The sequence below is a fragment of the Pseudoalteromonas sp. G5_S1_14_S5 genome (assembly GCF_054968605.1).
On sequence record NZ_JBQKUM010000018.1, the window covers coordinates 26,430 to 50,611 of the forward strand.

The window sequence follows — 24,182 nt, forward strand, 5'->3', positions numbered from 1 at the left end:
CCGTAGCCTTTTAATTAGTATTAATCAAATTTACCATTAATATAAGCGTGGCTTATATTGTCATCAGATATTTGCTTGTGCTTTGCAACCTCTGTGATTTTCTGAATAGTACTACCATTTTCACTCTTTTCCGTTAACCAAATAGAGTTTTTAGATAAATTATTCATTAGAAGAGGTTGATGGGTGGTTAATATTAATTGTGCGTTATTTGTATTAAATTCTAGGAATAAATCTAGTAGTTTATTTACTATCGTCGGGTGCAGGTGAGATTCAAATTCATCGATTACTAATACGCCACCTACAGCGCTAACAAATAAAACTAAAGGTAAAATTCCATATAGCCTTTTGAGTGCACTTGACTCTTGATCTAATAATACGGAAAATTCGCTCGACGCGTCTTTATGGATAAAAACTGGGAAAAAATGTTCGCGCCCGCTAGCTGTTTCTCTCTTTTTTAACTCTATCCTTACTAATGACGGATCAAACTGAGTAAGGAGCTTTTCTGTCAGTTTGAATGAAAAATTATCTTTAGATAATCGCTTTGAAATATTAAATACACTACTATTGTCTATGTTAAATGAGTTGTGATAGACATTTGATTCAATACAATAAAAAAACTTCGATACTGAATTTATATAACTGTACTTGTCATTGAAGTTTCGTTCAATGTATCTAATAGCTGATTGCTCTTTAGGCACATCTATATCTAAGTTAGAATCTTTGTCTATTAGTGTGGCTATGCTCCCTTTTCTGTTCATTACTAGATTCCCATCTTCAGTTATGAACTCAGATATAAATTTCTCGGAGTCTACAATTAACTTATAATTGTAAATTTTGTCACCTTCGAAAAATTCAACATCAAATTTCGTAGGTTTGCTATTATTTAAGTAGGTATGCACAGAATCTAAAGTGCTATTTGAGCTTCGACCCCCACAAAATCCACGAAGAAAGTTTAAGCTTTTTAGTAGGTTGGTTTTACCTGTGGCATTTTTACCGAAAATTGCCATCACAGGACTAACATTGCCAAAGTCGGTCTTCTTGAAGCTAGGATCATCTGTTGATGACAAATCCACATTGGCTTGGTTTTTAAAGCTGTGAAAGTTTTCGATTGAAAATTTTAGTAACATATGAACTCAACTCAGCATCAGGGCACATTCCATAGAGTCAGTAGTTTGAAACTGACCTTGTGATTGTATCAAAATTTAGTAGTGTAAGCATCTCATTGTTATTGATGATTAAGCATATGCTTGCTGTGATTTTTGTAACCCTATCAGATACTTCGGAAGGTTCGCCTAACAAGCGTTTAGGACTCAAGATACTTTTTCTAATGTTCACGGAACGAGTTAGAGCTTCAACCCTAACTTATTTTTGTCCAAAACCTTCACAGGCTGAATTTTTACCCGTGGCACTTTCTAACTCAAAAGTGCCCCGAAGTGTTTTAAGACTAATGGTTTGCTTGATAAGCTATTGGCAATAGTTTTAGGCCCTAACCAGAATTTGCTAGACTTGGGTAAAGAGCAAACCATGGTGGACGAATGAACTACTTTGCAGAGGAACCCTTCTAGGTAATGTAAACCTGGAGGGTAAATGAAAAAACTAAAGCGACAGTACCGAAGTTATGTCAAAGCGCAAGGGGATTATCTATGGGATGTGTACCCTAGCGTACGCAGTGGAACTCACAAGCATTTTTCAACCAAGCAGGAGAAGAGCTACTATTTCCTCCACAAAGTTGAGTGTCGTGAATACCCCATCAAACTGCGAGCAGCTAGAGGAAAATCACTGGCTAACCCGTGGGATGATTACCCTGCGCACGTATATGACGTTGCTAAGTGTTGGAAGCATAACTCGAAAAGACGTCACCAATACTACAAATGAACACCTTAAAGCCTCGCTAATGCGAGGCTTATTTGTGTTCCGTCAGTTTGTTCATTAAAGCTTACTAATCCGTTAATTTACCCATTTTCGAGTTAGACGCTCATTTCGCAGTGTGCGAAGCGCAACCTGCGAAGCGCAACCTGCGAAATGAACTTGCTTTTCCCATAAAGCCCCCATAAAACATTGATTTACGCATGGAGCACAAAGGGGTAGCCTTAGCTAAAGCACAGACACGACCATAATCACAAAAAGTAGCTCAATTACGCGCTACCAGCGATCAATAGTGGCAGATATTGAGCCCCTTTAGTTCGGAATACTTTTTCGAAAAAAAACGACAACTTTTTCAACTGAAATTAACCTTTATAACACAGTAGCTTAAGGTGACTTTTGGTGTAGGATTTCACGGTGAAATTGACAGATAGACCAGCAGGTCAGGAAGCTTTACTAAGCGGCTTTTCGACAGTAAACGTTATTCTCATTTTGCTGTTTACGTAATAACAGCTGACGGGTAGAACATCGTAACGCAGATCTGCCCCAAGACGTGTTTAGAACGTATGAAACCATCATGAGATTTTTGGGCGACAAGCGGTTGCCCAATTGCGAAACAACCTGTTCCATGATTCATTTATGTTACTTTTCGAGCTAGTGACAGATCAACCTAGCAGCTAAAACTCACTATTATCCAAAGTGCAACTGTACCAACTTTTGACATCGAGATGGATTACATCCATTAAATAACTAGCCAACTGTATTAGTCTTTACATCAACACCAATTCTCTTCAAAGCCAATTGGCGCATCGCAGCTGGTGTCAATTTTATACCCAGTATTTCCCCAACCTCTTTAAATGCACGAGAAATAGCTTGCCTAGAAAGTGGTTTTGGATCTTTGTTGGATACATTTCTACTTCGATAAGATTGAAACAAAAATTCCGATTTTGGGTGTTTGTGTTTGATTTTATGGAAGATTTCTTCAGCACTCGATGATAATTTTCTGTCATAAATAGAAATATGAACTCTTCTTGATTCAATTTCACAAAATAATCGACGAGGCTCACCATATGACTGTTCATAGAAAAACTGAGAAAACTTAAGGTTAAGAATTTCTTCAGTCCTAAATCCTGTTTCAAGACCAAACCTCCAAAAGTCGGCCAATTGTTCACTAAAATGCTTTTTCAACAAGATGGGGATCTTTTTAGCCTGTTGAGAAGTTGGAGTTTCTATTCGTATTTCTTTTACTATCCGTTTATTCATCATATATCTCATTGCTGGACGATGTTTAATTATTATAGACAACGCAGGGAGGCAAGATGTGACAAGGCTTATAAACTTTACACTTAGATATTAGGTGGTAATTTGCATTGAGAACCGCTTGGTAAAACCAAGTTGTAAAGTGGCTCACTTTTTCAGTGCAAATAGTGGAGAATATTTTTTGCAAATTAACAGACGAGGTAGAGCATCGTAACGTAGATTTGCCCCGTTCCTTCTCAGCGCTAAAGTCTAACCACAATCTGCAATTGTAAGTTTGCCTTACCTGTAGTCATCCGAGAGAGTGACGACGTAAGCTTTTCAAAAATTATGCGTCATCTTGCAATCTAATGTTCAATATATCTCACTAACCTATTGATTATCAATTGAACTGCGTTCACAAAGATTGCATGATATGAGTATGAAAAACGGCTGAAAGCCGTATAGAAAGCGTTATGCAACAAGAGGCTAGAATGAAGTTTTCGTTAGTTGACGGAGTTAGGCAGGAACCGTCCCCGAAGGTAAAAGGTTTATGTCAGTTTTGTGGCAAGCCAACGCTGTCTAAGTGTGGCACTAAAGTACGTTGGCATTGGGCTCATGCACGCAAAGGTTCATGTGACCCTTGGTGGGATAATGAAAGTCAGTGGCACAGAGACTGGAAAAACCATTGGGCAAATGACTATCAAGAGATTGTCGACTTTGATGAGGTCGGTGAAAAACATATAGCAGACGTTAAATTACCTAATGGTATGGTAATAGAGTTCCAAAACTCACCGATGTCGCATAAGGAATTACAGTCTCGTGAGCATTTCTACGGAGATATGATTTGGGTTGTAAATGGTAGGAGCCTAGCTAAAAATATGAAGTTAAGGGCTGCTTTACCAGACCCGAACCATGCATCTATGGTGAACATTGGCGTTCAAAATACTAATCATAAAACACACTTTATCTACTTCCATATCTCTGAATACCAACCAGACGAACTAATCGAAATACATTCATCTGATAAAATAGAGAGCTTAATTAAAGGTACTCATGTTGGTCATTTTTTCTATGAGTGGAAACGACCAAAACAAGCGTGGCTAAATGCAACGAAGCCTGTGTATCTTGACTTTGGCAAGGGCATTCTATGGCAGCTAAAACGCTTCAACGAATTCAGTTCTTTCTGTATTCAAGCGCATCGTAAAGAAGAGTTCTTAAGAGGCTACGGAGCAGTTGCATAACAAACAATTCAAGCTGATACGCAACGTTCGGCACTTTCGGTTTCAGTTGGTTTAGTGATTAAGGTGAAGTGTTCGGGTAAGGTGGCAGCGTTGCTCACAACTTAATTGGGCGTTATAGGCCAATCGGAGATTATAAGGAAAATCATGCAATTGGAACTAGATGGTTACTATCTTCGTTCACTGGATGTGGAAGATAAGGAAGCATTTTACAAGTGGTCTCGTGACCGTGAAGTTACACTTTATAGTCTTTCTTCATACGCGTACCCTCAATCAAAATCAGATATCGAGAGATGGCTTTTATCCATAAATTCAAACCCTAAAAATGTCTCTTTCGGCATATGTAGCACCGAGAATGATCAGCTACTTGGTTATGCTGGTATATCTGGGGTCAGCACTCTAAATCGTAGCGGTGAATACTTCATTCTTATTGGAGAAAAAAGTTATTGGGGTAAAGGGGTTGGTACATCAGTAACAAAAATCGTAACAGATTACGCTATACGAACTCTTGGTTTGCACAGAGTTCAGCTTACAGCAAGCTCTCTTAATTACGGTGCGATTAGGGCTTATGAAAATGCAGGTTATAAACATGAGGGCGTGATGCGACAATCAGGTTTTCGTAATGGTGAATTTGTCGATAAAGTACTAATGTCAGTTCTGTCTACAGAGTGGTTAGGCATATAACAAGTGTTTAAGGTTTCAAGATACTTTATCTAATCTCAGATAAGCACGTTAGAGTCATTAATCTAACGCGTTTATGTCCAAAACCTTCACAGGCTGAATTTTTACCCGTGGCACTTTCTAACTCAAAAGTGCCCCCAAATGAGCCAGAGCAGGATTGAGCCTGATTTTTACCCAGCAAATTTGGCTTACTTTTCTTTATGGCTAGAACTCTACTACGTTGCCAAATTAGCTAATCCACTACACCATAGATTATGGAGAATATAAATAATTAAGGGAACTACTCGCTCCCTTTATAAAATATTATGCTGGTTCATTACCAGAGCAATTACAACGTTGGCATTCTAGTGGTTCATAATCTTCTTTATTTACTATCCAGTTGGTAAGTGGGTTAACCTTGCCGACCCCTGTACCTTTACAGGCGGTACATTCTTCAATTTTTTTATCCATATATTCACCTCATCTTTGTAGAGTAAAAGGCACCGAAGTGCCCTATCCTAGCTAAGCGGCCTTAGGATGGTAATACTTAGTTAACTGGTCATGTAGCTCGTTAACATTAAGTGCTAACAACTTCGGTGCAATGTTCTTCTGGGCATTTAGAAAGTTGATTGCTCGGTTGTGTTTAAGTAACTCTTCGCCTCCGCAGACAACTAGGTATTCTTGATGCTCTGAATTTGCAGCATCCATTACCGTATAAGCTAGTTTTTCGATAGCTGTACCATGTGACTCTTGATACTTAGCTGCAATCTGCACTGTTCCTTGAGGTGTATGTAATACAAAGTGTGCATAGTCATTTTTCTCAGGAAGTAGGGTGCTAGGATATCGAACGTTGCTTTCAAAGGTGTTTGGCTGGCCTGATAAGCTTTGTTTGAACCCTACACTTTCTAGACAAGTTTTGATGTCGTGTAAAAGATGTTTTCTAGACATGTATAACTCCTATCGTGACTTGTTAGATTGAGCAAGAACTGATGCTGCTAGAGATTTTGTCACTTCGCTGTACTTGGTGCTTTGTAGCGCTTTAGACGCCTTGCTTTCCATATCGGCGCTTGTTTGCCTAGATGTGGATGATTGAGAAAGAGCAGATCCAGCAAATGCTTTAGCAATAGCTGAAGAGTTAGGGTTATTAAGTGTCTGAGCTGCTAATGAAGCAACATCGCTTGAGGTTTGCTTTTTGTTTTTGGACATAATCATGCTTCCATTATTGGTAAATATTATTTTCAGTTAACCAGTTGGATGCTATGCTAAAGTTCTGAAGTCTAGATGAGCACCCTACTTGTTAGGTGATTGTCTAAAGTGACCCCTGACAATCGTTAGGGGTTTTCTTTATCTACTTTTTATCAATTTCTCTCCTTATCTGCACCTGAGGCTCATAGAATGAAACACAATATGTAGTGTATATCTACCCATCAAGCACAAGATAATGCTATGTCTGATGAGTTTCAAGGTGGCGATCTTGGGTGCGCTGTGGATAACTAGAAATATTGAAATAAACTGTAAGTATCTGCTAACTGTATGGGTTAATAGGGTTGGGAGTTCTGGGTTAATACACAGTGAAACTGGTTTGTTAGTGTCCAGCTTCAAAAATATTTTTCTTGATCTTTTCTTAAATCTTGTGACACAGAAATCAACAACAGTACGTCACGTCTATTAAGTCTAAATTGTGCGGTTTGGTTTGAAGGGCACATTGAGTTAGATGCGTTAGCACGTAGATCTAGCGCGTTTTGCACCATTCCTTCTCAGCGCTAAAGTCTAACTACAATCTGTAATTGTAAGTTTGCCTTACCTGCCGTTATCCGAGAGAGTGCCGACGTAAGCTTTTTAAAAATTATGCGTCATCTTGCAATCTAATGTTCAATACATCTCACTAACCTATTGATTATCAATTGAACTGCGTTCACAAAGATTGCATGATAGGAGTATGAAAACGGCTGAAAGCCGTATAGAAAGCGTTAGCAATCAGGGAGAAATTGGAGTTGAGTGGTTATCAATCGAATTTAGAAAGTCAGCTGAACATGCTCAATGAGACTTGGGATTCATTAATAAGTAACGGATTCACCAACGAAACAGAGTTAGTTCTAGAATTTAGCTACTTATGTCCAAATAAAGCATCAGCCATTCAACTAAACGATGCTCTCGAAAACTATGAGTCACTGATCAGAAGTGAGGGGGTTATTAACCGCTCATGGTTTGTTGAAGGATATTCTCACCCGACAACGGTAACCAAAGACATCCTTGCTCAATGGTTAGACTTTATGGTTACAAAAGGTTGGGAATTTCAATGTAACTTTGATGGTTTTGGTGTTGCGTTTAGTTAAATTGCAACAAATTGTTCAAGAGTGATTCGGCGCGCGTCGCATTTTTGCTGTGCGTTAGTTTTAGTGGTTAAGGTGGTATGCGGCAGCTTCGCTATTGTGTGCCTCACACCTCAACAAGGCTATGTGTAGGAGGCAGTATGGAACTAGCAACATATAAAAAAGATGGTTACTTTCTTGAGGATGGAGAGTTACTTAGCAAAGAATATCCTGACACGTTTGGGGTTCCTAGTTCTGACGCCCGATCTTCAATTAAGTTAGGGTCTATTGTTAAGCTTATCTTCAATATGCTTGACCCTGACTCCGAAGAAGGGGTTTCTATTGAAAGAATGTGGGTGGAAGTCAAAGAGCTAGAGAAAGGCTTATATGTAGGTACATTGGACAACGATCCATATGGGAACGTATTACTAAAATGCGGTGATAATGTCGTATTTGGTCCTGAGCATATTATTGATATTCACGAAGGATAAGCATATGAAAAGTAAGGATTAAGCGTTGCGTAGCCAACGTTAAATCCCAAGTGTTGAACAAGCCCGAGCCTTTATATAAGTAAATTGTGCGATCTGCTCTAGAAAGGTGGCGGCCTTGTTGCTTTTCTCAAGGCGATCGCGATCTTGGAAAGGCAGAGGTTTCGACACATCATCCGGTGCGTTCTGAACTTCAAGTTTTGCTATTTGCCATACCTGTAATTATTCATGATTTGCTAATGTTTGGTTTTCCGAAACTCATTAATTAGATGGTACGCCCCACACCTACACTAAACTCAGCTATGTCGCTGAACTTCGGGGGGTGCCAGCATGTCGGCTATTAAAACTATCGGTATTGATTTAGGTAAATCTACTTTCCATGTCGTTGGTCATGATTACACTGGTCAACAACGTTATAGACACAAATTCTCTAGATCAAAGTTACTTCAATTTATCTCGGTTCATGAGCCAGTACTAATAGCAATGGAAGCTTGTTGTGGGGCGCACTGGCTTGCTAGAAAATGCCAAGATTATGGGCATCAAGTTAAACTGATCCCTCCACAATATGTTAAGCCCTATGTTAAGAGTCATAAAAACGACTTCATTGATGCTGATGCGATTGCTGAAGCTGCAACTCGACCTAGGATGAGGTTTGTCTCACCTAAAACTGAGCAAGCGCAGCTAGGAGTGGTAATCCGAAGAATCAGAACAGGCTATATTCGAGAGCGCACCGCAATCATGAACCGTATAGGCTCAATCCTCACTGAATTTGGGTTCAGCTTTCCACGCGGACACGCAAATATGAAACGGCTTTTTCAGTGGTTGGCTGATACAGGCCAACAGGTTCCACCTTTGCTTATTTTTGAGTTGCGAAATCAGCTTGATCATTACAATGAGCTTAATAACAAAATCAAAGAACAAGACAAAAAGCTAGAGACTCTAAATAGTGGTAATGAGTTATTCACGATTTTACAAACAGTACCTGGAGTCGGGCCTATGACCGCTGCTTGCTGCATATCTTCGGTGTCCGATCCTGAAGATTTTTCTAATGGCCGCAACTTCGCTGCATGGCTGGGTCTCGTTCCATTTCAGTATTCAACAGGTGGGAAGCCGAGAATGCTTGGGATCTCAAAGTGTGGGAATAAAGAATTACGAGAACTCTTTATACACGCAGCCAGAGCAGTACTCTGGAGAGATGGAACGGCTGAAAAATATTTTGGTAAGTGGCTAATAGAGCTAAAGCATCGAAAGCCTTTTGAAATAAGAATATAAATCAAGTTTGCATATGAAAATGAAAGATGACAAAACGGTTAGACCACCAGATTGAAGACCTTGTGGACAGAACAGCAACTTAGAGTGCTTTCTCATTTTTGAGGACAATCTGGCGCGGATCTCATCGTAGAGCTGGGGCTAAAGTAAATTGGTCTCAATTAGACTCTGAATACATTAGCGCAAACCAACTCCGTTTTTTTGGATTTTCACTTGCAAAACGGGGCTTACCATACATTCTGTCCAGTTTCGTGTTACAAGCTTGAAATATCAAATTTATATGAAAAATGTTTAATTAATTCGAGTGATAAAGGTCTGATTGTCATCTACAAAAGCCACATAACAATTAGAATAAATAAATATTCTACCACGCCCTTCAACTAGACAAGCAAGTTGAGGGTTTAGGTCTTCTTCATTATTCGGTCTTTTGAATGTGCCAGTATCGGTGATTACGCCATCGAGTGTAGGTAAATATCCATAGGTACGTTTAGCTTGGTTAATCAGACTCAACTCACAGCTAATGGAGAAGCAAGAGGGAATTATCCCCGCCTCTTCGATAAATAGAGGTTTTAGTTCTTCGAAGGCGGTGATCACCAACCAGTCAATACCGTTTACATGATGGATAAACATAGATTTTCTCGATAAGTATTAAATACAGATTGTATCACTCGACGATCAAAAAGGAACGTAATAGAGATTAGCTCAAGGGAATAAATAATCACTTTATGAGTTGAAGCATTAAATGATTATTACTCGATAAACAAGGTAGTAAAATGTTCAGATGTCATATTATTCTAATCGAACCTGTTTAATGTACTTTAGGTAGTGGCCACCTTTGGTATCAAAACAAAAAGGTGAAATTGACAAGATTTACATGTTATAGGTCACATTCGCAGAATAAATAAACACTCGACCACGCCCTTCAACTAAGCAGGCAAGCTGTGGGTTCAAATCTTCTTCATTATCCGGGCTTTGAAAAGTGCCGGTATCGGTGATAACGCCTCGAAGTGGAGGTAGGTATCCATAAGCGCGCTTGGCTTGATCAATCAGGCTCAATTCGCTAGTGACAGAGAAGCAGCGAGGGATCCTGCCTGCATCTTCGATAAACATAGTTTTCAGTTCTTCAAAAGCGGTAATAACCAGCCAGTCGATGTCATTAACTTGATGGATAAACATAGAGTTTCTCGGTAATTCTGATGCGGGGATTCTATCACTATCTGAGGCTGAGCGGAGTAGAGTTTGAGTTCTGACCGGGGTAATCGGTGTCTTTCTATCGATCTATTTAAAATACGCTCTTGTCGCACCTAATTTGGAGCCTTAAAACGAAGGGGTTGGTATCTCTACCAATCCTCTTTGGAGATGTTCGGTTTTCTACCTTATGGAAGTCAGTAGCACGATTACTCGTAATCTGTCGCGTACATATCTTCGTATGAGTAAGAGTAGAATTCAAATAAGTTGCCAAACGGGTCTTCAAGGTAAACCATTTGTGCTTGTTTTAGCTCGTCTTCTGGGTGGTAACGGTGAATGTCCATACGTACTTTACCGCCAAACTCTTCAACGCGCTTAATAGCTGAATTAAATTGCTCTTTTGGAAGCTGCAGACAGAAGTGGAAGATACCTAGACGAGAGAAATCTACTTCGTGACGCTCTTGGCGGTCAACCATTTCGAATAGCTCAACACCGATACCGTCTGAAGTTACTAGGTGAGCTATGGCCTTCACCAAATACAGCGATACACACAAGGCCGATTGCAGATTCGCGCTCTTCCATTACTTTAGTGTTGTTCATTACAACTCTTAGACCTAGAGCCTTTGTGTAGAACTCTACTGCTTGGTCCATATCACCAACCATGATGCCTACGTGATTCATTTTCATAACTTTCTCCAATTCTTTTTAATTCTGTACTTTCGAAACTTAGCTTCTGTATTTCGCCTCGATGGAGAGTAAATGGAGACAAGCAGATTACATGAAATTATCATAATTTATATTTATGATAATTTTGTGTTACTAGAAACCCAGATGAGATCCTAACCCACTTCAAGAAACGCTACATAGATACTCACACTATACATAGGCACTCACGTTAATAGAGATAAGCCTAATATAGAGAACAACCTAAAGAGCATCGTTAATCAAATTGGGTATTGCCGACGTTTGATAGCTTTTGTCGTTAACTGCCTCCTTTCAAAGATAGGAATCACCTATTGAATCTATAGAATTGTCCGATTTCACTAATTTTAGGTGTGGATGCAATATATCTCCATCGACGCGGGATAGCGTTAAACACTACAAATTAGAAAGAGAGACCAAACATGATCAACACAGAAATCAAACCATTCAACGCAACAGCATTCAAAAACGGCGAGTTCGTAGAAATCACTGAGCAAGACGTTAAAGGCAAGTGGGCAGTGTTCTTTTTCTACCCAGCAGACTTCACTTTCGTATGCCCAACTGAGCTAGTTGACCTACAAGAAAAATATGCAGAACTTCAATCTCGCGGTGTAGAAGTTTACTCAGTATCAACTGACACTCACTTCTCTCACAAAGCATGGCACGATACTTCTGACAAAATCGGCACTATCGAATACTTCATGGTAGGCGACCAAACAGGCACTATCACAAACAACTTCAACGTAATGCGTGAAGGTCAAGGCCTAGCAGACCGTGCTACGTTCCTAATCGACCCAGAAGGCGTTATCCAAGCAATGGAAATCACTGCTGAAGGTATCGGTCGTGACGCTGAAGACCTACTACGCAAGGTTAAAGCAGCACAATACGTAGCGGCTAACCCAGGTGAAGTTTGCCCAGCTAAATGGAAAGAAGGCGAAGAGACTCTAGCACCATCTCTAGACCTAGTAGGTAAGATTTAATCTAAGCCTATCTAAAAAGAACAAATAAAACGGTTCTACAGACGCGCTTCGGCCTCCCTCCTAAAGGGCAGTTGCGCGCCACCCTTTCAAAGCAGCAACACCACATTCAATTTGCCGACTTGCGCCCCCTTTTTATTTTCCTTTTTCAGCAAGAAGGTATTGGTCAATACCAAGACACAGAATTTAAGAGCAGGCACGATTATGTTAGATCAAGCAATGAAGCAGCAGCTAAAAGCATACCTAGAAAACTTAAAAACCAATGTTCAGTTAGTGCTGAGCCTAGATGACAGCGATACCGCAAACAAACTCCAAGACCTAGCAAATGACATCGCGTCTTTAACCGACAAAATTGAAGTAACTCGAGATGATAGCGCAAGCACGCGTAGCCCTATCATGCAGGTAGTGAACCAAGAGAAAGGCACTGCGATTGGTTTTGCCGGTTTACCGATGGGTCACGAGTTCACGTCACTGGTACTGGCACTGCTTCACAGTGGTGGTCACCCTATCAAGCTTGAAGCTGACGTAATCGAGCAAGTTAAAGAATTAGATCAAGAGCTTAATGTAGAGATCTTCATCTCGCTATCGTGCCAAAACTGTCCAGAAGTGGTTCAGGCATTCAATATGATGTCAGCGATTAACCCGCTGATTAAGACCACTATGATTGATGGCGCAGCATCCCAAGAGGAGGTAAAGTCTCGCGATATCATGGCAGTACCAAGCGTGTTCATTAATGGTGAACTATTCGGTCAAGGCCGTATGTCACTGGCTGAGATCCTTAATAAAGTAGACTCAGGCGCAGCGGAAAAGAAAGCGGCCAACCTAAATCAACAAGCACCATTTGATGTACTTGTTGTCGGTGGTGGTCCTGCTGGTTCTTCAGCAGCTATCTACGCAGCCCGTAAAGGCATTCGCACTGGTGTCGTTGCAGACCGCTTTGGTGGCCAAGTAATGGACACAATGGCGATTGAGAACTTTATCTCAGTCAAAGCGACAACGGGTCCTAAGCTAGTGGCTAGCCTAGAAGAGCACGTAAAAGAGTACAGTGTAGAAGTAATGACTGAGCAGCGTGCTGCCAACATCATTGCTGCGGAAGACACAAAAGACGGCTACATCCACGTTGAACTAGAGAGTGGCGCAACGCTACGATCTCGCTCTGTTATCACAAGTACAGGTGCACGCTGGCGTGAAATGAACGTTCCGGGCGAGCAAGAATACCGTAACAAAGGCGTGGCTTACTGCCCACACTGTGACGGTCCACTGTTCAAAGGTAAAAAAACAGCGGTTATCGGTGGCGGTAACTCAGGCATTGAAGCGGCTATCGACCTAGCAGGTATTGTGGAACATGTAACCGTGCTTGAATTTGCAGACACGCTACGCGCTGACCAAGTGCTTATCGATAAAGCGAACGCAACACCAAACATCGAAATCATCAAAATGGCTCAAACGACACAAGTGTTGGGGGATGGAAATCGCGTAACGGGTCTGGAATACAAAGACCGCAACACTGAAGAGCTGAAACAGATCGAACTCGCGGGTATCTTCGTTCAAATCGGTCTAATGCCGAACAGCGAATGGTTGAAAGGTTCGAAGGTTGAGCTTTCACCACGCGGTGAGGTTGAGATTAACACTCATGGCGCAACATCGATGAAAGGTGTGTTTGCAGCAGGCGATGTAACAACAGTACCTTACAAGCAGATCATCATTGCGATGGGTGAAGGTGCAAAAGCAAGTTTAGGTGCATTTGACCACCTAATTCGTAACCCAGTTCCAGTTAAAGAGGCTGAAACCGCTTAATCTTGTAAGCAAATTTCCTTAAGTGTCCTTGTTAACGTATTAGTCATGATTAACTTATTAGTGATGATTAACTGACTGTTTATCGTTAACGACTTTGTCGACATTTGGACACCACTCCTATGGGTTTAGGAGTGGTTTTTTTCTTTAGTAAAGACGCTCTACGCTGGCTGATAAAGCATAAAAGCAACCACTAAGGCTAGGCTTCCACCCAAACAGCGGTTAACCATCACCATTTGTTTTGGTGATTGTAATAGACGCTGCAACATAGTGCCGCAATACGCCCAAACCAACATACACAATACACCAGTTCCCACCATGATAGTGGTAATCGTCACCACTTGAATCAGGTAATCTGCCTGTGTGGTAATAAACTGAGAAAACACCGTTAACGAAGCAATCCATCCTTTCGGGTTCAATACTTGAATCAAAACGCCAGACATAAACCCTGAGCGATTCACCGACTCTTCTTGCTCAATTTCCATATTGGCAATCGACCACGCCATAAACAGTAAATAAGCCGCCCCAAGGTACTTCATTACCGTGTAGATCTCTGGGTAAAGAGTAAATAAGCTCACTAAACCAGCACTTGAACCCGCCAGTATGATGATAATGCCAAAAGCGTTACCAGAGACAAAAGGCAATGTTGCCGCAAATCCATATCGGCTTGATATCCCAAGCAATGCAATGTTTCCTGCTCCCGGTGTAATTCCAATCGATATTGAAAACAACAAGAACGCTAGCATTAATTGAGCGCTCATTCTTTCTCTCCTAGTAAATAAAACGTTATTGGGAGAAGAGTTTACCAATTCGAGTAGGAATTAAATTGCTATATGCGCTAGTATAAAATCAAATTTGAGCAGACTTCTTCTTAAAAAACCATGAAAGTGAAAGAATCCACCAACGAAGTGCTAGATGATACGGATATTGCCATTCTTGGACATATCCAAAAAGATGGGCGCATGAGTAACAGCAAACTTGCCGAGAAGGTCAACCTGAGTGAAACACCTTGCTGGCGCCGTTGGAAGCGCCTGGAAGAGACGGGCTATATTGATGGATATACCGCGCAGCTCAATCGTAAAAAGCTGGGGCTGCATGTGGCAGGTTTTACCCTGGTAACACTCGGCAACCATGAGGTTGAAAACACCGAACCTTTTGAAGAGTTTGTCGAAGTGACAGACTGGATCACCATGTGCCACTGCATTGCAGGTGGAGCCGATTATATGATTCAAGTTTTAGCGAGAGATCTGGAAGAGTATTTTGAGCGAATCAGCTCAATTCGACGAGTGAAAGGCGTCAGTGCAATTCAGTCTAACATTTCAGTGAAAGAGCTTAAAAACAGCTACCAACTGCCACTGCAAGATTAGTGGATTTAAAACTTAAAAAGCCCAGTCAGCAATAATGTGACTGAGCTTTTTGTTGTCATTCTTATAAGAGTGTCGGTCTCACAAAGACTTAAGACTGAGTTGGCCTCTACTCACAAGGGTGTGCGAGATGAATAAGCGCTAAGCCGCCTAATGAGGTTTCACGATACTTTTAATTCATGTCTTTACCTGTTTGGTAAGTAATCGCGATAACCTTATCAAGCGAGAGCAAAGATTCACTATTGCATTTCAAAGCCATGCGTGATGCATCAATTGCTTTCATCGCACCAATCGCATTTCGCTCAATACACGGCATTTGTACCAATCCACCAATTGGGTCACACGTCATACCCAAGGAACAATCATAGCTTCCATACCAGAGTTATAAACCTAACCAGTCATGCCTACGAACGTCATTGCAATGATATAAATTGCGCGATTTGCTGTTGAGCCACCAAGCCATGACGCCTAACGGCACGATCGAGTTGATGTGCCATCCCGCTTTTTTGCCAGTGAAGAACTGAGATCACTATCTAGCTACCTCACTAAGTGAGTGGAAGAGCACGCCTTATTGACAAATCCGGCCTTATAGCAATGGCTCTCTGACAATAGTATTGAATGCATTGGATTCGATCAGCTTTAGCTAAATCCGAAAACCAATCTAGTCAACGATACGCTGAGCCCCCTGCCCTTGGTCGTGCAGAATATCTTCTGGGTTTAATAGGTGGCACTTCTGCATGCTCAGACAGCCACAGCCAATACAGCCTGTGAGGTTTTCTTGTAATGACCGGATCTGTGCCATCTTACTGTCGAGTTGCCCTTGCCATTTCTTTGCCACTCGCTCCCAATCGCGCTTGGTTGCAGTGTGGTTCATCGGCAAACTAGACAACTCTTCAGTGATCTCTTCAAGCGTAAACCCTATTGACTGGGCGACTTGAATCAGCGCAATTCGACGTAGCATCGCAGATTGATAACGTCGCTGGTTACCATTGGTACGGATTGAGGCAATTAATCCTTTGGTTTCATAAAAACGCAGAGCGGAAGGGGCGACACCACTGCGCTCCGAGAGTTGACCAATCGTTAAATACACGATGTTTTTCATGTTGTTAGTTTCCCTGAATGTATTGCTGATAGATTCAAATCCGTTTTGGATTATAGCTAAAGTTAACCTTAAGTTTAGCTATATTGACTAAATTACGTTCACAACATGTGAAACATCTTTACCTGAAACAAAAAACAGCCGCCAAATGATGGCTGATTGAGCTTCGTGTGAAATATAACTCTTATATTCAGAAATTCTTCATGATCATCTTAAGATTCTCGGTCATCTCTAGGTTTGTCATCTCGCCCGTCTTCATATCGAAGTTATCGTAGAAACTTGGCACTGACATCGAACCTTTCACGTCAGCAGCGAAGTAAGGCGCTGAGTTAACTGCAGAAGACAACACAGAGGTCGCGCCACCAGGCCCCGGAGAGGTGGCAAGCATCACCACAGGCTTGCCTTGGTACACTTTCATATCGATGCGTGATGCCCAATCGAACACGTTTTTAAAGGCCGCTGTGTATGAACCGTTATATTCTGCAAAGGAGATAACAATCGCGTCTGATTCTCCGATTTTGTCAAAGAAACGCTGAGCGTGTCGATGAATGCCCGAGTCTTGCTCTCTTTTCTCGCTATAAATTGGCATCTCAAAATCATTAAGATCAAGTACCTCAACTTGCGCGCCTTCGACTAAACCTGCGGTGTATGCCGCAAGCTGTTGGTTGATTGATGTTGTACTGTTGGTTGCGCCAATCGCTAATACTTTCATTGTTTATCCTCAAATTTGGTTAGAAACATTTCTTTAGAAGTGAAAAAGGTAGGTCTGTGTGAGCCTCAAATAGGTTTGCAAAGCAGCAAAGTAAGACGCCTTATTCTCTAATCACCACTGTTCGGTAATGCCGTTTTTCACCTCATGATTTCCGCAACTGAGCTTGCAGCCCTTGGAAAGTAAAAAGGTGAGAGTTTGTGTTTGTAGAATGGAAAAGATCATAAAACCTCAAGTTAACTTGAGGTAAAGCGATATTTTCGAAAACAGGAAATAATTAAAAGTAGAAGGAGAAATCGCCGCAATGCCCACCTTTAAGATGGAAGGCTTGAATGTTTTTGAGTTTAGTTTCATCGTAAACAAACTGAGCACTGGCTAGATCAATAGAAAGCAAAATGGCCGCCCAATAAGCAGCCATTATGTTGATAGATTAGTAGAAACGAATGTATGTGGGGTTAATCAAATAGCTCAATGACCAATTTATTATCTCGGATCACTAGATTCGGCTCTGATGACTTGATCAACGACTCTTGAACCTTGTCGCTATCCAGTTTGTAAACTGGAGATTGAGACAAAGCAAAACCGATCATTGATACCGTAGGCTTGAGCAGCTTTTCAATCTCAGTAGATAGCTGTTGCTCCTTCTCTTCAAATCGCTCTAGACGCAACGACTTCAGGTATACTTCACCACTTTCCTTGTCATATTCAGGAATCGCACTGAATTCTAAATCTAGGTCCAACCCCATATTCGGCATATTGAAGACTTGAACTATTGCATTGGTGTTCGCTAACACTGACACTCTCTGTTCATCTACTCGACCAATTTTCACTTGTAGATCATCGACCGCGACTTGCGCATACATCACGCTTTGTACACCTACCTCTTGTTCAAGCATGACTGAATCAGCAAGATATTCTGTCATCTCTTGCTCGGTAATGCTGTAGCTGACACAACCACTCAAGATGAGCGCGATACAGGCGATGATTAAGCGATTAATGAGCTTGGTTGTCATGTAAATTCGACTCTTAATTTCTAATTGCATGGAACAGATGTTACCTCTAGATGATATCGTAAAACAGTCGTCACAATGACAGTGTCGGATATGTGGGCAGAATGATCCACCAAATCAACATTCGCGTATAATTTGAAAATTGCAAAAATAGTAAAGAAATCAATGACTGAATTAACAATATTTTATGATGGAACGTGCCCACTGTGTGCAAAAGAGATGGCTGCGCTCGCCAAATACGACATCAAGAACAAGATTCAGACCATAGACATCTATAGTGAAGCGTTTGCAAACTATCCTCAAATTGAAGCGGATGCGGCTAACACAGTACTGCATGCTCTTGATGGGAACGGGAAGCTACTACTGGGGTTGGACGTGACCTACCAAGCATGGAACCTAGTAGGAAAAGGTTGGCTTTATGCGCCATTGCGTTGGGCAATATTTAAGCCGTTTGCAGACTGGTGCTACCTGAGATTTGCCAAGAATCGATATAAGATCTCATTCTGGCTAACCGGAAAATCACGTTGCAATGGAAACAGCTGTACCAACTAGTATTGAGTCAAGACATACCACTGGCGACTTTGTAGTAAACGATGCCAAACAGTGCGGCAAATACTAGTACGGTAAGAGCGACTTTCAACCAAATAAACTTCATGCTTTGTCCTTTTCAATCGAGTTACTGATTCAGGCGACAAGTTATCACAACATAACAAATTGTTGTGTAATGATTGATAGAACTTTGTAGTGAACCCTAATTCCCAGAGAGAGACTTTATGTCGGCAAAAGAGAGAAACCTTCCCACTCATCGACTTTCTAGATTTAGCAAGTTCGCTTCGCTGGCGACAAGAGTCGCAGGTAACGTGTTAACAGAAGGAACCAAGCAAATTGCACAGGGCAACAGGCCCAAGGCAAAAGATTTGCTGTTAACGCCACAGAACATAGCTCGCCTAACCGACCAGCTCGCGCACCTACGTGGAGCAGCGATGAAATTGGGGCAGATGCTTTCAATGGATGCGGGAGATGTCTTAGAGCCGGAGTTAGCCGACATTCTTTCTCGCCTGCGCTCAGACGCTGACCCACTGCCAACAAAGCAGCTCAATCAAGTCTTAGAGGGCTCACTCGGAAACCAATGGAAAACTGAATTCCTTTCCTTTAACTTTAAGCCGATTGCCAGTGCATCTATAGGACAAGTCCATCAAGCCTACAGCGACGCCGGGGACAAGCTCGCCGTCAAAGTCCAATACCCAGGGATTCGAAAAAGTATCGACAGTGATGTAGATAACGTCGGCACACTGCTCAACATTGTTGGTTTGATCCCAAAATCTGTCGACTACAAAGGTTTGTTAGAGGAAGCAAAAAAACAGCTCCATGATGAAGCAGACTATTCTCGCGAGGCTGACTATGCGACTCGTTATCACAATGCATTAAAGGAATACTCACACTTCGTCGTACCTAAGATTCATCCGCAAGTCTCTTCAGAATCCGTGCTCGCCATGGACTTCATTGAGGGCGTCTCAATAGAACAGATAGAAAACGACGACCAAAGCACCCGTGACTTTGTAATGCACAGCTTACTTGAACTCCTATTCAGAGAATTGTTCGACTTTAAAATGGTGCAAACCGACCCCAATTTCGCCAACTACCTGTACGTTGAAAACACCCGCCAAATTGGCTTGTTGGATTTCGGAGCAACCCGTGAATACAGTGATCGCTTCAGCGAGGGTTATCGTTTGGCCTTTTCCTCTGTCATTAATAACAACGAGCAAGGGCTCAATCAAGCGCTAGAGCAGATTGGATTCTTCAGCGAGACAATTCTTCCTGAACAACGCCAAGCGATTCTAAACCTAGTGAAGATGGCTTGTGAGCCTATGTTAGTAGACGAAGACTACGACTTCAATGCAAGTGGGTTAGCGCAACGTCTTCGTGAAGCCGGCACCATTCTGAGCATGGAACAAGAATATTGGCACACCCCACCCGCCGATGCGCTGTTCTTACACCGAAAAATCGGAGGTATGTATCTACTCGCGGCTCGCCTTGGTGCGAAAGTGAATATCAGTCGCTTGGTCACTCCATATCTTATTTCAGAGAGCAAAAGCACAACTAAAAGCGCGAGTTAACAAGACAGTAAATAATACACAAAGTGATCATTTTATCGTGCTCATGAGTAAAAACCATTACGCCAACTAAAATGAGCCAACCACATGAAATGTTCACTACTTTGCTCAACCGTACTGATTACAAGCCTCACAAGTCCTATTGCGTTTGCAGCTAGCTGTCCCAAGATACTTGATGGCAAACAGCGCTTATTAAATTCAACCGAAGAAATTGCACTTTGCGATGAGTTTAAAGGCAAAACTCTATTGGTGGTAAACACCGCTAGCCAATGTGGTTTCACTCCGCAGTTTGAGCAGCTCGAACAACTTCATCAAATCTACAAAGCTCAAGACTTTACCGTTATCGGTTTCCCAAGTAATGATTTTCGCCAAGACAAGGGAAGTGAAGAGAAGTCGGCAAAAGTCTGCCACCTCGACTACGGCGTGACCTTCCCTATGATGGCGCGAGCTTCACTTTCTGGTAGCAACGCCAACCCCGTATTTGCAGAGATACAACAGCAAGCGGGCGTAACGCCTAAATGGAACTTTTACAAATTCTTGATCAGTAAAGAAGGTAAAGTCGTCGCCACCTTCCCTAGCTCCACATCTCCAGTGAGCGCTACGCTCAAAAATGCGATTGAGCAGCAGCTATGAGGGCGGGCTATATGGCAACAACTCAAACCCGTAGCACCATGGCCAAACTGGGGTACATGGGGTTAATTCCATTTTTATTCGGTCTTCTCCTTTCGCTCACCGACAGCCAATTTATGGGGATAAGCGGTGAAACGCTCTTCATCACCTACAGCGTGGCAATTTTGAGCTTTCTTTCAGGGATCTTGTGGGCAAATGGGATCGAGAACTTTGAAAGCCGATCAAGCAACAAAGCGTTACTGCTGAGTAACGCGATTGTGCTCGTCGCTTGGCTGGCCGTATTGCTTGGCGAACAACAAGAGCTGGTGACAACTCTGATTCTTATCCTCGGTTATGTTGCAGTTTGGCGCGCTGAAAGGACAATGAGAGAAGAGAACCAGAGCCAAGGTCCCGACGGCTACTTTGATATGAGAACTCGGCTCACCTCTAGTGTCGTGCTAATGCACGGTATCGTGATGCTGACCTAGAGCTACTAGACTGCCCTAGAAATATGAGCATTTGATTGAAAACCGTTAGCAACAACCTAGATGATGAGCTGCATCACTAACCTCGGCTCATCATCACCAAAGTAGTTTTCTTCTTGTTTGATCGTAGAAAATCCCATTGATTCGCAGAGCGCGCAAGCAGATGTGTTATTTGGATCTACAGTGAGCAAAAGCTTAGCGTCTCGCGGCAGCTGCTCAACCGCATGTTGCATCAGTTTCCGGCCAATTCCCATACCACGATAGTTTGGGCCTACCGCTAATGATAGGACCCAAAACTCATTATGCGTGTCCGTAGTTATCGTTAAGGTATGGCCCGCAATCTTTGAGTCTTACTTAGCAACTAATAAGCCTTTTCTCCAGCAATCAAATGCCTGACGAATGAAAAATTGCGGATAGGCATGGTCACCAAACAAAGCATGTTCAAGCTGGTAAATTTCAGCCAGTTCCTGTTTTTCGGCACAGACAATATTCATAGATAGAACTTTATAGATTTGGCTCCGACCTTGTTACAGCAGACCTTCTACAGTAGCTAGCCAAGTTGGTAATTGCTTCCTATACCATTCCAGATACTTCGACGCATCTGAAATGTCGCGCGTGACTAATAGGTTCGTCACTTCAACAACGATCCAGCTTTTCGCTATAATCAATTGCTTGATTAAATCTTCTCGTGAAACCAGATTGTTATGTGGCAGGTACTGGTCAATAATACACTCATAATCCGACAAAGTGCCCATCCGAGAAACGAGCGGTGCCAAATCGATAGCTGGGCTGCCATAACCAAAACGCTCCCAATCAAATAATACGAGCTCACCGTTGTCTCTTCTGCCCCAATTTCCTTGGTTCGCATCACCAGAGATCAAGTTATTACGGTTAAACAGAACATCACTAAGCTTCTGGATACACAATAAGCTGTCTTGAGTCACTTGAGGTAAATTCAGAGGGATGAGTGCTGCTTCAGTGTCACAGGGACTCCATCTATGCTCTTTCACTTCAAAACTCGGCGAGTATTGAGACTGATGAATACAAGATAGTTGCTGATGTAACTCAGAAGTCTTTTGAAGCTCATTTATTGTTAAAGAGTGAGGAATGTGCTCGATGAACAGGGTATCTCCTTCCGCAGCCAACAATTTAGGGCTGTGCACGCCAGATAAATGTTGCGCAGCATGTTGGTAAAAAGAAATCTCAACCTCACCCGCCCCCTGCTTTCGAATACAAGGTACGCCGTTACGATTTACAAGAGTTACCTTAGCCGAACCCATTTTAGATAGGTCTTCGTTGCTCATTAGAGCCTCCTGAAAATACAATGAAACGCCTAACCTTTATCGCTTATTTACCAAGCGCGCCTCTATCAATGACCATTGCTGAGCAAAAGGCGAAAAGTTTTTATGAGGTATGAATTTACGTGCGGCTAAGTTCCGTTTTAAATACACCTCTTCCAACGCCCAAATATGGTGGTCAGCAAAAATGCCCCAAGCACAGATCCCATCAATAATACTCGCCTTTGAAAGTTCATTAATGGACAAGTAACCGCTAACAAATTCGACCGACTTCTTCACATCCATATCAAACATGTACATGCAAGCCCGGGCTATTTCGTAGGCAGGTGGCATGTATTGAACCAAGTCCCAATCGATAATACCACTCACCTTAGAACGATTATCAAAGAAGAGATTATAATGATGGAAGTCGCCGTGAATGAGTACTCTCTCGGTTTTGGTCTGATAAGAGTGGACGCAGTGGTCATTTGCTAAAAAACAACGTTGCTGCACAGACCTTCGCAGCGCCCAAGCATCCTCAACATTTTGCTCCCCTTTTGCTTCGATAGCAGCAATGATCTTATCAAGACGCTGCAGCCATTGTTCTCTATTCCATGACAGTTGAATAACTGGAAATACCTCGTTTTGCATTATATTTCGAGGGTAGAGACTCAACTGACGATGAAGCTTTGCAAGGGTAATACCGGCTTCGAATGCATGCTTGTCTGTCAAAGCATGCTTTTCAATCAAGGAACCATGAGCCTTTGGAAACAATGCATAGTATTCACCATTGACCTCAACAAAGCTTTGCCCATCTGAAGTGAGACAAGGCGAAACGACAGTGGGTACTTTTTGAGATAAAAAGAACAGCAATTTATGCTCATTGAGCATACGACCGGCATCATGAGTTAGGTACTTCCTCAAAAAGAAAGCTGGCATGGATTCAACCTTATACACCGAGTTGTTTGCCCCAAGAGTAACTTCAGTTAAGGACATGTGGGGTTTGGTTTCTGGCCAATGAGAAAGGATTTCTGTACTTACCATATTACTTTCAGCCCTAATTCGCTACTGTCGACTCAGCAACAGGTTAGCACCGGATAGAGTAAGAAAAACCGAGCACGCTTTGTTGAAACGCTTCGCCATTTGCGGCTTGGAGAACCAGTTTCTGAGGTATAAACCAAAAGTAGCGTAGATAGATATCGCGATCAGCTCTAACACTAGGAATGTGCCACCTAGAATGAAGAACTGTGTGTTTACATTGGCTGAAACATCAACGAATTGAGGCAGAAATGCGGTAAAGATGAGTATCGCTTTAGGGTTACCAGCTGCAAGGGCGAACTCTTGTTTAACTAGACCAAACCCATTTTTATTGCGTTCGATGCCTACGACAGGGCTAGCTTGAGAGCGCCATAAATTAAACGCGATCCACAATAGATACATTGCGCCAAAAAGTTTGATCAGGAAGAACAAGGTCTCAGAAGTATAAAGAACGACAGCCAAACCAGACGCCGCCAACGCAATCATTCCTGAGAAAGCAAAGATTCTGCCTAACCCTGCGATAAATGCTGCTTTAAAGCCATAGCAACGGGCATTATTCATCGACAAAAGATTGTTTGGGCCAGGCGTCATGTTCAGCGCAAAGCACGCTGGAATAAACAGCAGCAACTTCCATATTTCCATCGGGGCGTCCTAGTCGTCCTGTATTACGTAATCAAATCACTCAATGCGATAGAAGCTTTTATAACAGCATTTTATGTACTTTGTAATAGGACAAAAAAGAAGCAC

General features: G+C 42.1%; 28 protein-coding genes and 3 pseudogenes. 13 read left to right on the plus strand and 18 right to left on the minus strand.

Translation table 11 applies throughout. The annotated features are described in order from the left end of the window. Window positions 1–20: 20 nt before the first annotated feature. Complete coding sequence (locus tag ACTRWI_RS07545) at window positions 21–1,127, minus strand: AAA family ATPase (protein WP_499130244.1); 1,107 nt, start codon at window positions 1,125–1,127, stop codon at window positions 21–23. 460 nt (window positions 1,128–1,587) lie between these two features. Between ACTRWI_RS07545 and ACTRWI_RS07550 the strand changes: the two genes are divergently transcribed. Beyond that, on the plus strand, window positions 1,588–1,875 hold the full coding sequence (locus ACTRWI_RS07550; protein ID WP_255985426.1) for a hypothetical protein: 288 nt from the start codon (window positions 1,588–1,590) through the stop codon (window positions 1,873–1,875). Between the two features lie 738 nt (window positions 1,876–2,613). Here ACTRWI_RS07550 and ACTRWI_RS07555 read toward each other — a convergent pair. After that, window positions 2,614–3,129, minus strand: a complete 516-nt coding sequence (locus tag ACTRWI_RS07555; protein ID WP_499130245.1) for a tyrosine-type recombinase/integrase — start codon at window positions 3,127–3,129, stop codon at window positions 2,614–2,616. Between the two features lie 464 nt (window positions 3,130–3,593). On the opposite strand from ACTRWI_RS07555, the gene ACTRWI_RS07560 reads away from it, so the two are divergent. After that, window positions 3,594–4,343, plus strand: a complete 750-nt coding sequence (locus tag ACTRWI_RS07560; RefSeq protein WP_499130247.1) for a competence protein CoiA — start codon at window positions 3,594–3,596, stop codon at window positions 4,341–4,343. 144 nt (window positions 4,344–4,487) lie between these two features. After that, window positions 4,488–5,024 (plus strand): GNAT family N-acetyltransferase, encoded by a 537-nt coding sequence (locus ACTRWI_RS07565; protein ID WP_499130248.1) that lies wholly within the window; start codon window positions 4,488–4,490, stop codon window positions 5,022–5,024. A gap of 300 nt (window positions 5,025–5,324) precedes the next feature. On the opposite strand, the gene ACTRWI_RS07570 is transcribed toward ACTRWI_RS07565, so the two are convergent. From ACTRWI_RS07570 to ACTRWI_RS07580, 3 genes are read right to left on the minus strand one after another with little or no spacing between them, the layout of a single operon-like run. After that, window positions 5,325–5,471 (minus strand): hypothetical protein, encoded by a 147-nt coding sequence (locus ACTRWI_RS07570; RefSeq protein ID WP_499130250.1) that lies wholly within the window; start codon window positions 5,469–5,471, stop codon window positions 5,325–5,327. Between the two features lie 51 nt (window positions 5,472–5,522). Beyond that, the gene (locus tag ACTRWI_RS07575) at window positions 5,523–5,948 is read right to left on the minus strand and encodes a PD-(D/E)XK nuclease superfamily protein (protein ID WP_499130251.1); all 426 of its coding nucleotides are present in this window, start codon (window positions 5,946–5,948) and stop codon (window positions 5,523–5,525) included. A 9-nt stretch (window positions 5,949–5,957) separates the two neighbouring features. After that, window positions 5,958–6,206 carry a hypothetical protein gene (locus tag ACTRWI_RS07580; protein WP_499130253.1) on the minus strand — a complete coding sequence of 83 codons (249 nt, stop codon included), beginning with the start codon at window positions 6,204–6,206 and terminating at the stop codon, window positions 5,958–5,960. Between the two features lie 788 nt (window positions 6,207–6,994). Here ACTRWI_RS07580 and ACTRWI_RS07585 point away from each other — a divergent pair. The 3 genes and pseudogenes from ACTRWI_RS07585 to ACTRWI_RS07595 form a co-directional block, all read left to right on the plus strand. Further along, window positions 6,995–7,336 carry a hypothetical protein gene (locus tag ACTRWI_RS07585; protein WP_499130255.1) on the plus strand — a complete coding sequence of 114 codons (342 nt, stop codon included), beginning with the start codon at window positions 6,995–6,997 and terminating at the stop codon, window positions 7,334–7,336. 137 nt (window positions 7,337–7,473) lie between these two features. After that, window positions 7,474–7,803, plus strand: coding sequence for a DUF2314 domain-containing protein (locus ACTRWI_RS07590; RefSeq protein ID WP_499130257.1), 330 nt, complete (start codon window positions 7,474–7,476; stop codon window positions 7,801–7,803). Between the two features lie 327 nt (window positions 7,804–8,130). Further along, window positions 8,131–9,069 (plus strand): annotated as a pseudogene (locus tag ACTRWI_RS07595) (IS110 family RNA-guided transposase); the annotation flags it as partial. A gap of 291 nt (window positions 9,070–9,360) precedes the next feature. Here the strand turns inward: ACTRWI_RS07595 and ACTRWI_RS07600 are convergent. From ACTRWI_RS07600 to ACTRWI_RS07610, 3 genes and pseudogenes are all read right to left on the minus strand, one after another. Further along, window positions 9,361–9,699: a cytosolic protein gene (locus ACTRWI_RS07600; RefSeq protein WP_499130259.1), complete on the minus strand. Its 339-nt coding sequence runs from the start codon at window positions 9,697–9,699 to the stop codon at window positions 9,361–9,363. A 240-nt stretch (window positions 9,700–9,939) separates the two neighbouring features. Beyond that, on the minus strand, window positions 9,940–10,245 hold the full coding sequence (locus ACTRWI_RS07605; RefSeq protein ID WP_499130261.1) for a cytosolic protein: 306 nt from the start codon (window positions 10,243–10,245) through the stop codon (window positions 9,940–9,942). 221 nt (window positions 10,246–10,466) lie between these two features. Then, window positions 10,467–10,944, minus strand: a pseudogene (locus tag ACTRWI_RS07610) (VOC family protein). A gap of 437 nt (window positions 10,945–11,381) precedes the next feature. Here ACTRWI_RS07610 and ahpC point away from each other — a divergent pair. Together ahpC and ahpF are read left to right on the plus strand one after the other, a co-directional pair. Then, the gene (gene ahpC / locus ACTRWI_RS07615; RefSeq protein WP_008220943.1) at window positions 11,382–11,939 is read left to right on the plus strand and encodes an alkyl hydroperoxide reductase subunit C; all 558 of its coding nucleotides are present in this window, start codon (window positions 11,382–11,384) and stop codon (window positions 11,937–11,939) included. A 201-nt stretch (window positions 11,940–12,140) separates the two neighbouring features. After that, a complete protein-coding gene (ahpF, locus tag ACTRWI_RS07620) occupies window positions 12,141–13,733 on the plus strand; it encodes an alkyl hydroperoxide reductase subunit F (RefSeq protein WP_499130262.1) in 1,593 nt (530 codons plus the stop codon). 158 nt (window positions 13,734–13,891) lie between these two features. Here the strand turns inward: ahpF and ACTRWI_RS07625 are convergent, their stop codons facing one another. Continuing rightward, window positions 13,892–14,491 (minus strand): LysE family translocator, encoded by a 600-nt coding sequence (locus tag ACTRWI_RS07625; RefSeq protein ID WP_004739990.1) that lies wholly within the window; start codon window positions 14,489–14,491, stop codon window positions 13,892–13,894. A gap of 120 nt (window positions 14,492–14,611) precedes the next feature. Here ACTRWI_RS07625 and ACTRWI_RS07630 point away from each other — a divergent pair, with 120 nt between their 5' ends. After that, window positions 14,612–15,097 carry an Lrp/AsnC family transcriptional regulator gene (locus tag ACTRWI_RS07630; protein WP_499130265.1) on the plus strand — a complete coding sequence of 162 codons (486 nt, stop codon included), beginning with the start codon at window positions 14,612–14,614 and terminating at the stop codon, window positions 15,095–15,097. A 106-nt stretch (window positions 15,098–15,203) separates the two neighbouring features. On the opposite strand, the pseudogene ACTRWI_RS07635 reads toward ACTRWI_RS07630, so the two are convergent. From ACTRWI_RS07635 to ACTRWI_RS07650, 4 genes and pseudogenes are all read right to left on the minus strand, one after another. Next, window positions 15,204–15,452: pseudogene (locus tag ACTRWI_RS07635) on the minus strand (L-serine ammonia-lyase, iron-sulfur-dependent, subunit alpha); the annotation flags it as partial. A 303-nt stretch (window positions 15,453–15,755) separates the two neighbouring features. Further along, a complete protein-coding gene (soxR, locus tag ACTRWI_RS07640; protein ID WP_008220909.1) occupies window positions 15,756–16,196 on the minus strand; it encodes a redox-sensitive transcriptional activator SoxR in 441 nt (146 codons plus the stop codon). A 187-nt stretch (window positions 16,197–16,383) separates the two neighbouring features. After that, a complete protein-coding gene (locus ACTRWI_RS07645) occupies window positions 16,384–16,905 on the minus strand; it encodes an NADPH-dependent FMN reductase (RefSeq protein ID WP_499130266.1) in 522 nt (173 codons plus the stop codon). 452 nt (window positions 16,906–17,357) lie between these two features. After that, window positions 17,358–17,915 carry a YceB family lipoprotein gene (locus ACTRWI_RS07650; RefSeq protein ID WP_499130267.1) on the minus strand — a complete coding sequence of 186 codons (558 nt, stop codon included), beginning with the start codon at window positions 17,913–17,915 and terminating at the stop codon, window positions 17,358–17,360. Between the two features lie 162 nt (window positions 17,916–18,077). Here ACTRWI_RS07650 and ACTRWI_RS07655 point away from each other — a divergent pair, with 162 nt between their 5' ends. The 4 genes from ACTRWI_RS07655 to ACTRWI_RS07670 all read left to right on the plus strand — a co-directional run bounded on the left by ACTRWI_RS07655 (window position 18,078) and on the right by ACTRWI_RS07670 (window position 21,123). Next, a complete protein-coding gene (locus tag ACTRWI_RS07655; protein ID WP_499130269.1) occupies window positions 18,078–18,464 on the plus strand; it encodes a thiol-disulfide oxidoreductase DCC family protein in 387 nt (128 codons plus the stop codon). Window positions 18,465–18,685: 221 nt separating this feature from the next. After that, on the plus strand, window positions 18,686–20,029 hold the full coding sequence (locus tag ACTRWI_RS07660) for an ABC1 kinase family protein (RefSeq protein WP_499130271.1): 1,344 nt from the start codon (window positions 18,686–18,688) through the stop codon (window positions 20,027–20,029). An 84-nt stretch (window positions 20,030–20,113) separates the two neighbouring features. After that, a complete protein-coding gene (locus tag ACTRWI_RS07665) occupies window positions 20,114–20,659 on the plus strand; it encodes a glutathione peroxidase (protein ID WP_499130272.1) in 546 nt (181 codons plus the stop codon). 11 nt (window positions 20,660–20,670) lie between these two features. Next, entirely contained in the window at window positions 20,671–21,123 is a 453-nt protein-coding gene (locus ACTRWI_RS07670) for a DUF3429 domain-containing protein (RefSeq protein ID WP_499130274.1), read from the plus strand. 56 nt (window positions 21,124–21,179) lie between these two features. Here the strand turns inward: ACTRWI_RS07670 and ACTRWI_RS07675 are convergent, their stop codons facing one another. From ACTRWI_RS07675 to ACTRWI_RS07695, 5 genes are read right to left on the minus strand one after another with little or no spacing between them, the layout of a single operon-like run. After that, on the minus strand, window positions 21,180–21,461 hold the full coding sequence (locus ACTRWI_RS07675) for a GNAT family N-acetyltransferase (RefSeq protein WP_499130314.1): 282 nt from the start codon (window positions 21,459–21,461) through the stop codon (window positions 21,180–21,182). A gap of 9 nt (window positions 21,462–21,470) precedes the next feature. Then, complete coding sequence (locus ACTRWI_RS07680) at window positions 21,471–21,614, minus strand: hypothetical protein (protein ID WP_499130275.1); 144 nt, start codon at window positions 21,612–21,614, stop codon at window positions 21,471–21,473. A gap of 33 nt (window positions 21,615–21,647) precedes the next feature. Then, on the minus strand, window positions 21,648–22,424 hold the full coding sequence (locus ACTRWI_RS07685; protein ID WP_499130277.1) for a phosphotransferase family protein: 777 nt from the start codon (window positions 22,422–22,424) through the stop codon (window positions 21,648–21,650). 36 nt (window positions 22,425–22,460) lie between these two features. Next, window positions 22,461–23,441 carry a phosphotransferase enzyme family protein gene (locus ACTRWI_RS07690; protein WP_499130279.1) on the minus strand — a complete coding sequence of 327 codons (981 nt, stop codon included), beginning with the start codon at window positions 23,439–23,441 and terminating at the stop codon, window positions 22,461–22,463. A 21-nt stretch (window positions 23,442–23,462) separates the two neighbouring features. After that, complete coding sequence (locus tag ACTRWI_RS07695; RefSeq protein ID WP_499130280.1) at window positions 23,463–24,077, minus strand: LysE family translocator; 615 nt, start codon at window positions 24,075–24,077, stop codon at window positions 23,463–23,465. Window positions 24,078–24,182: the final 105 nt, after the last annotated feature.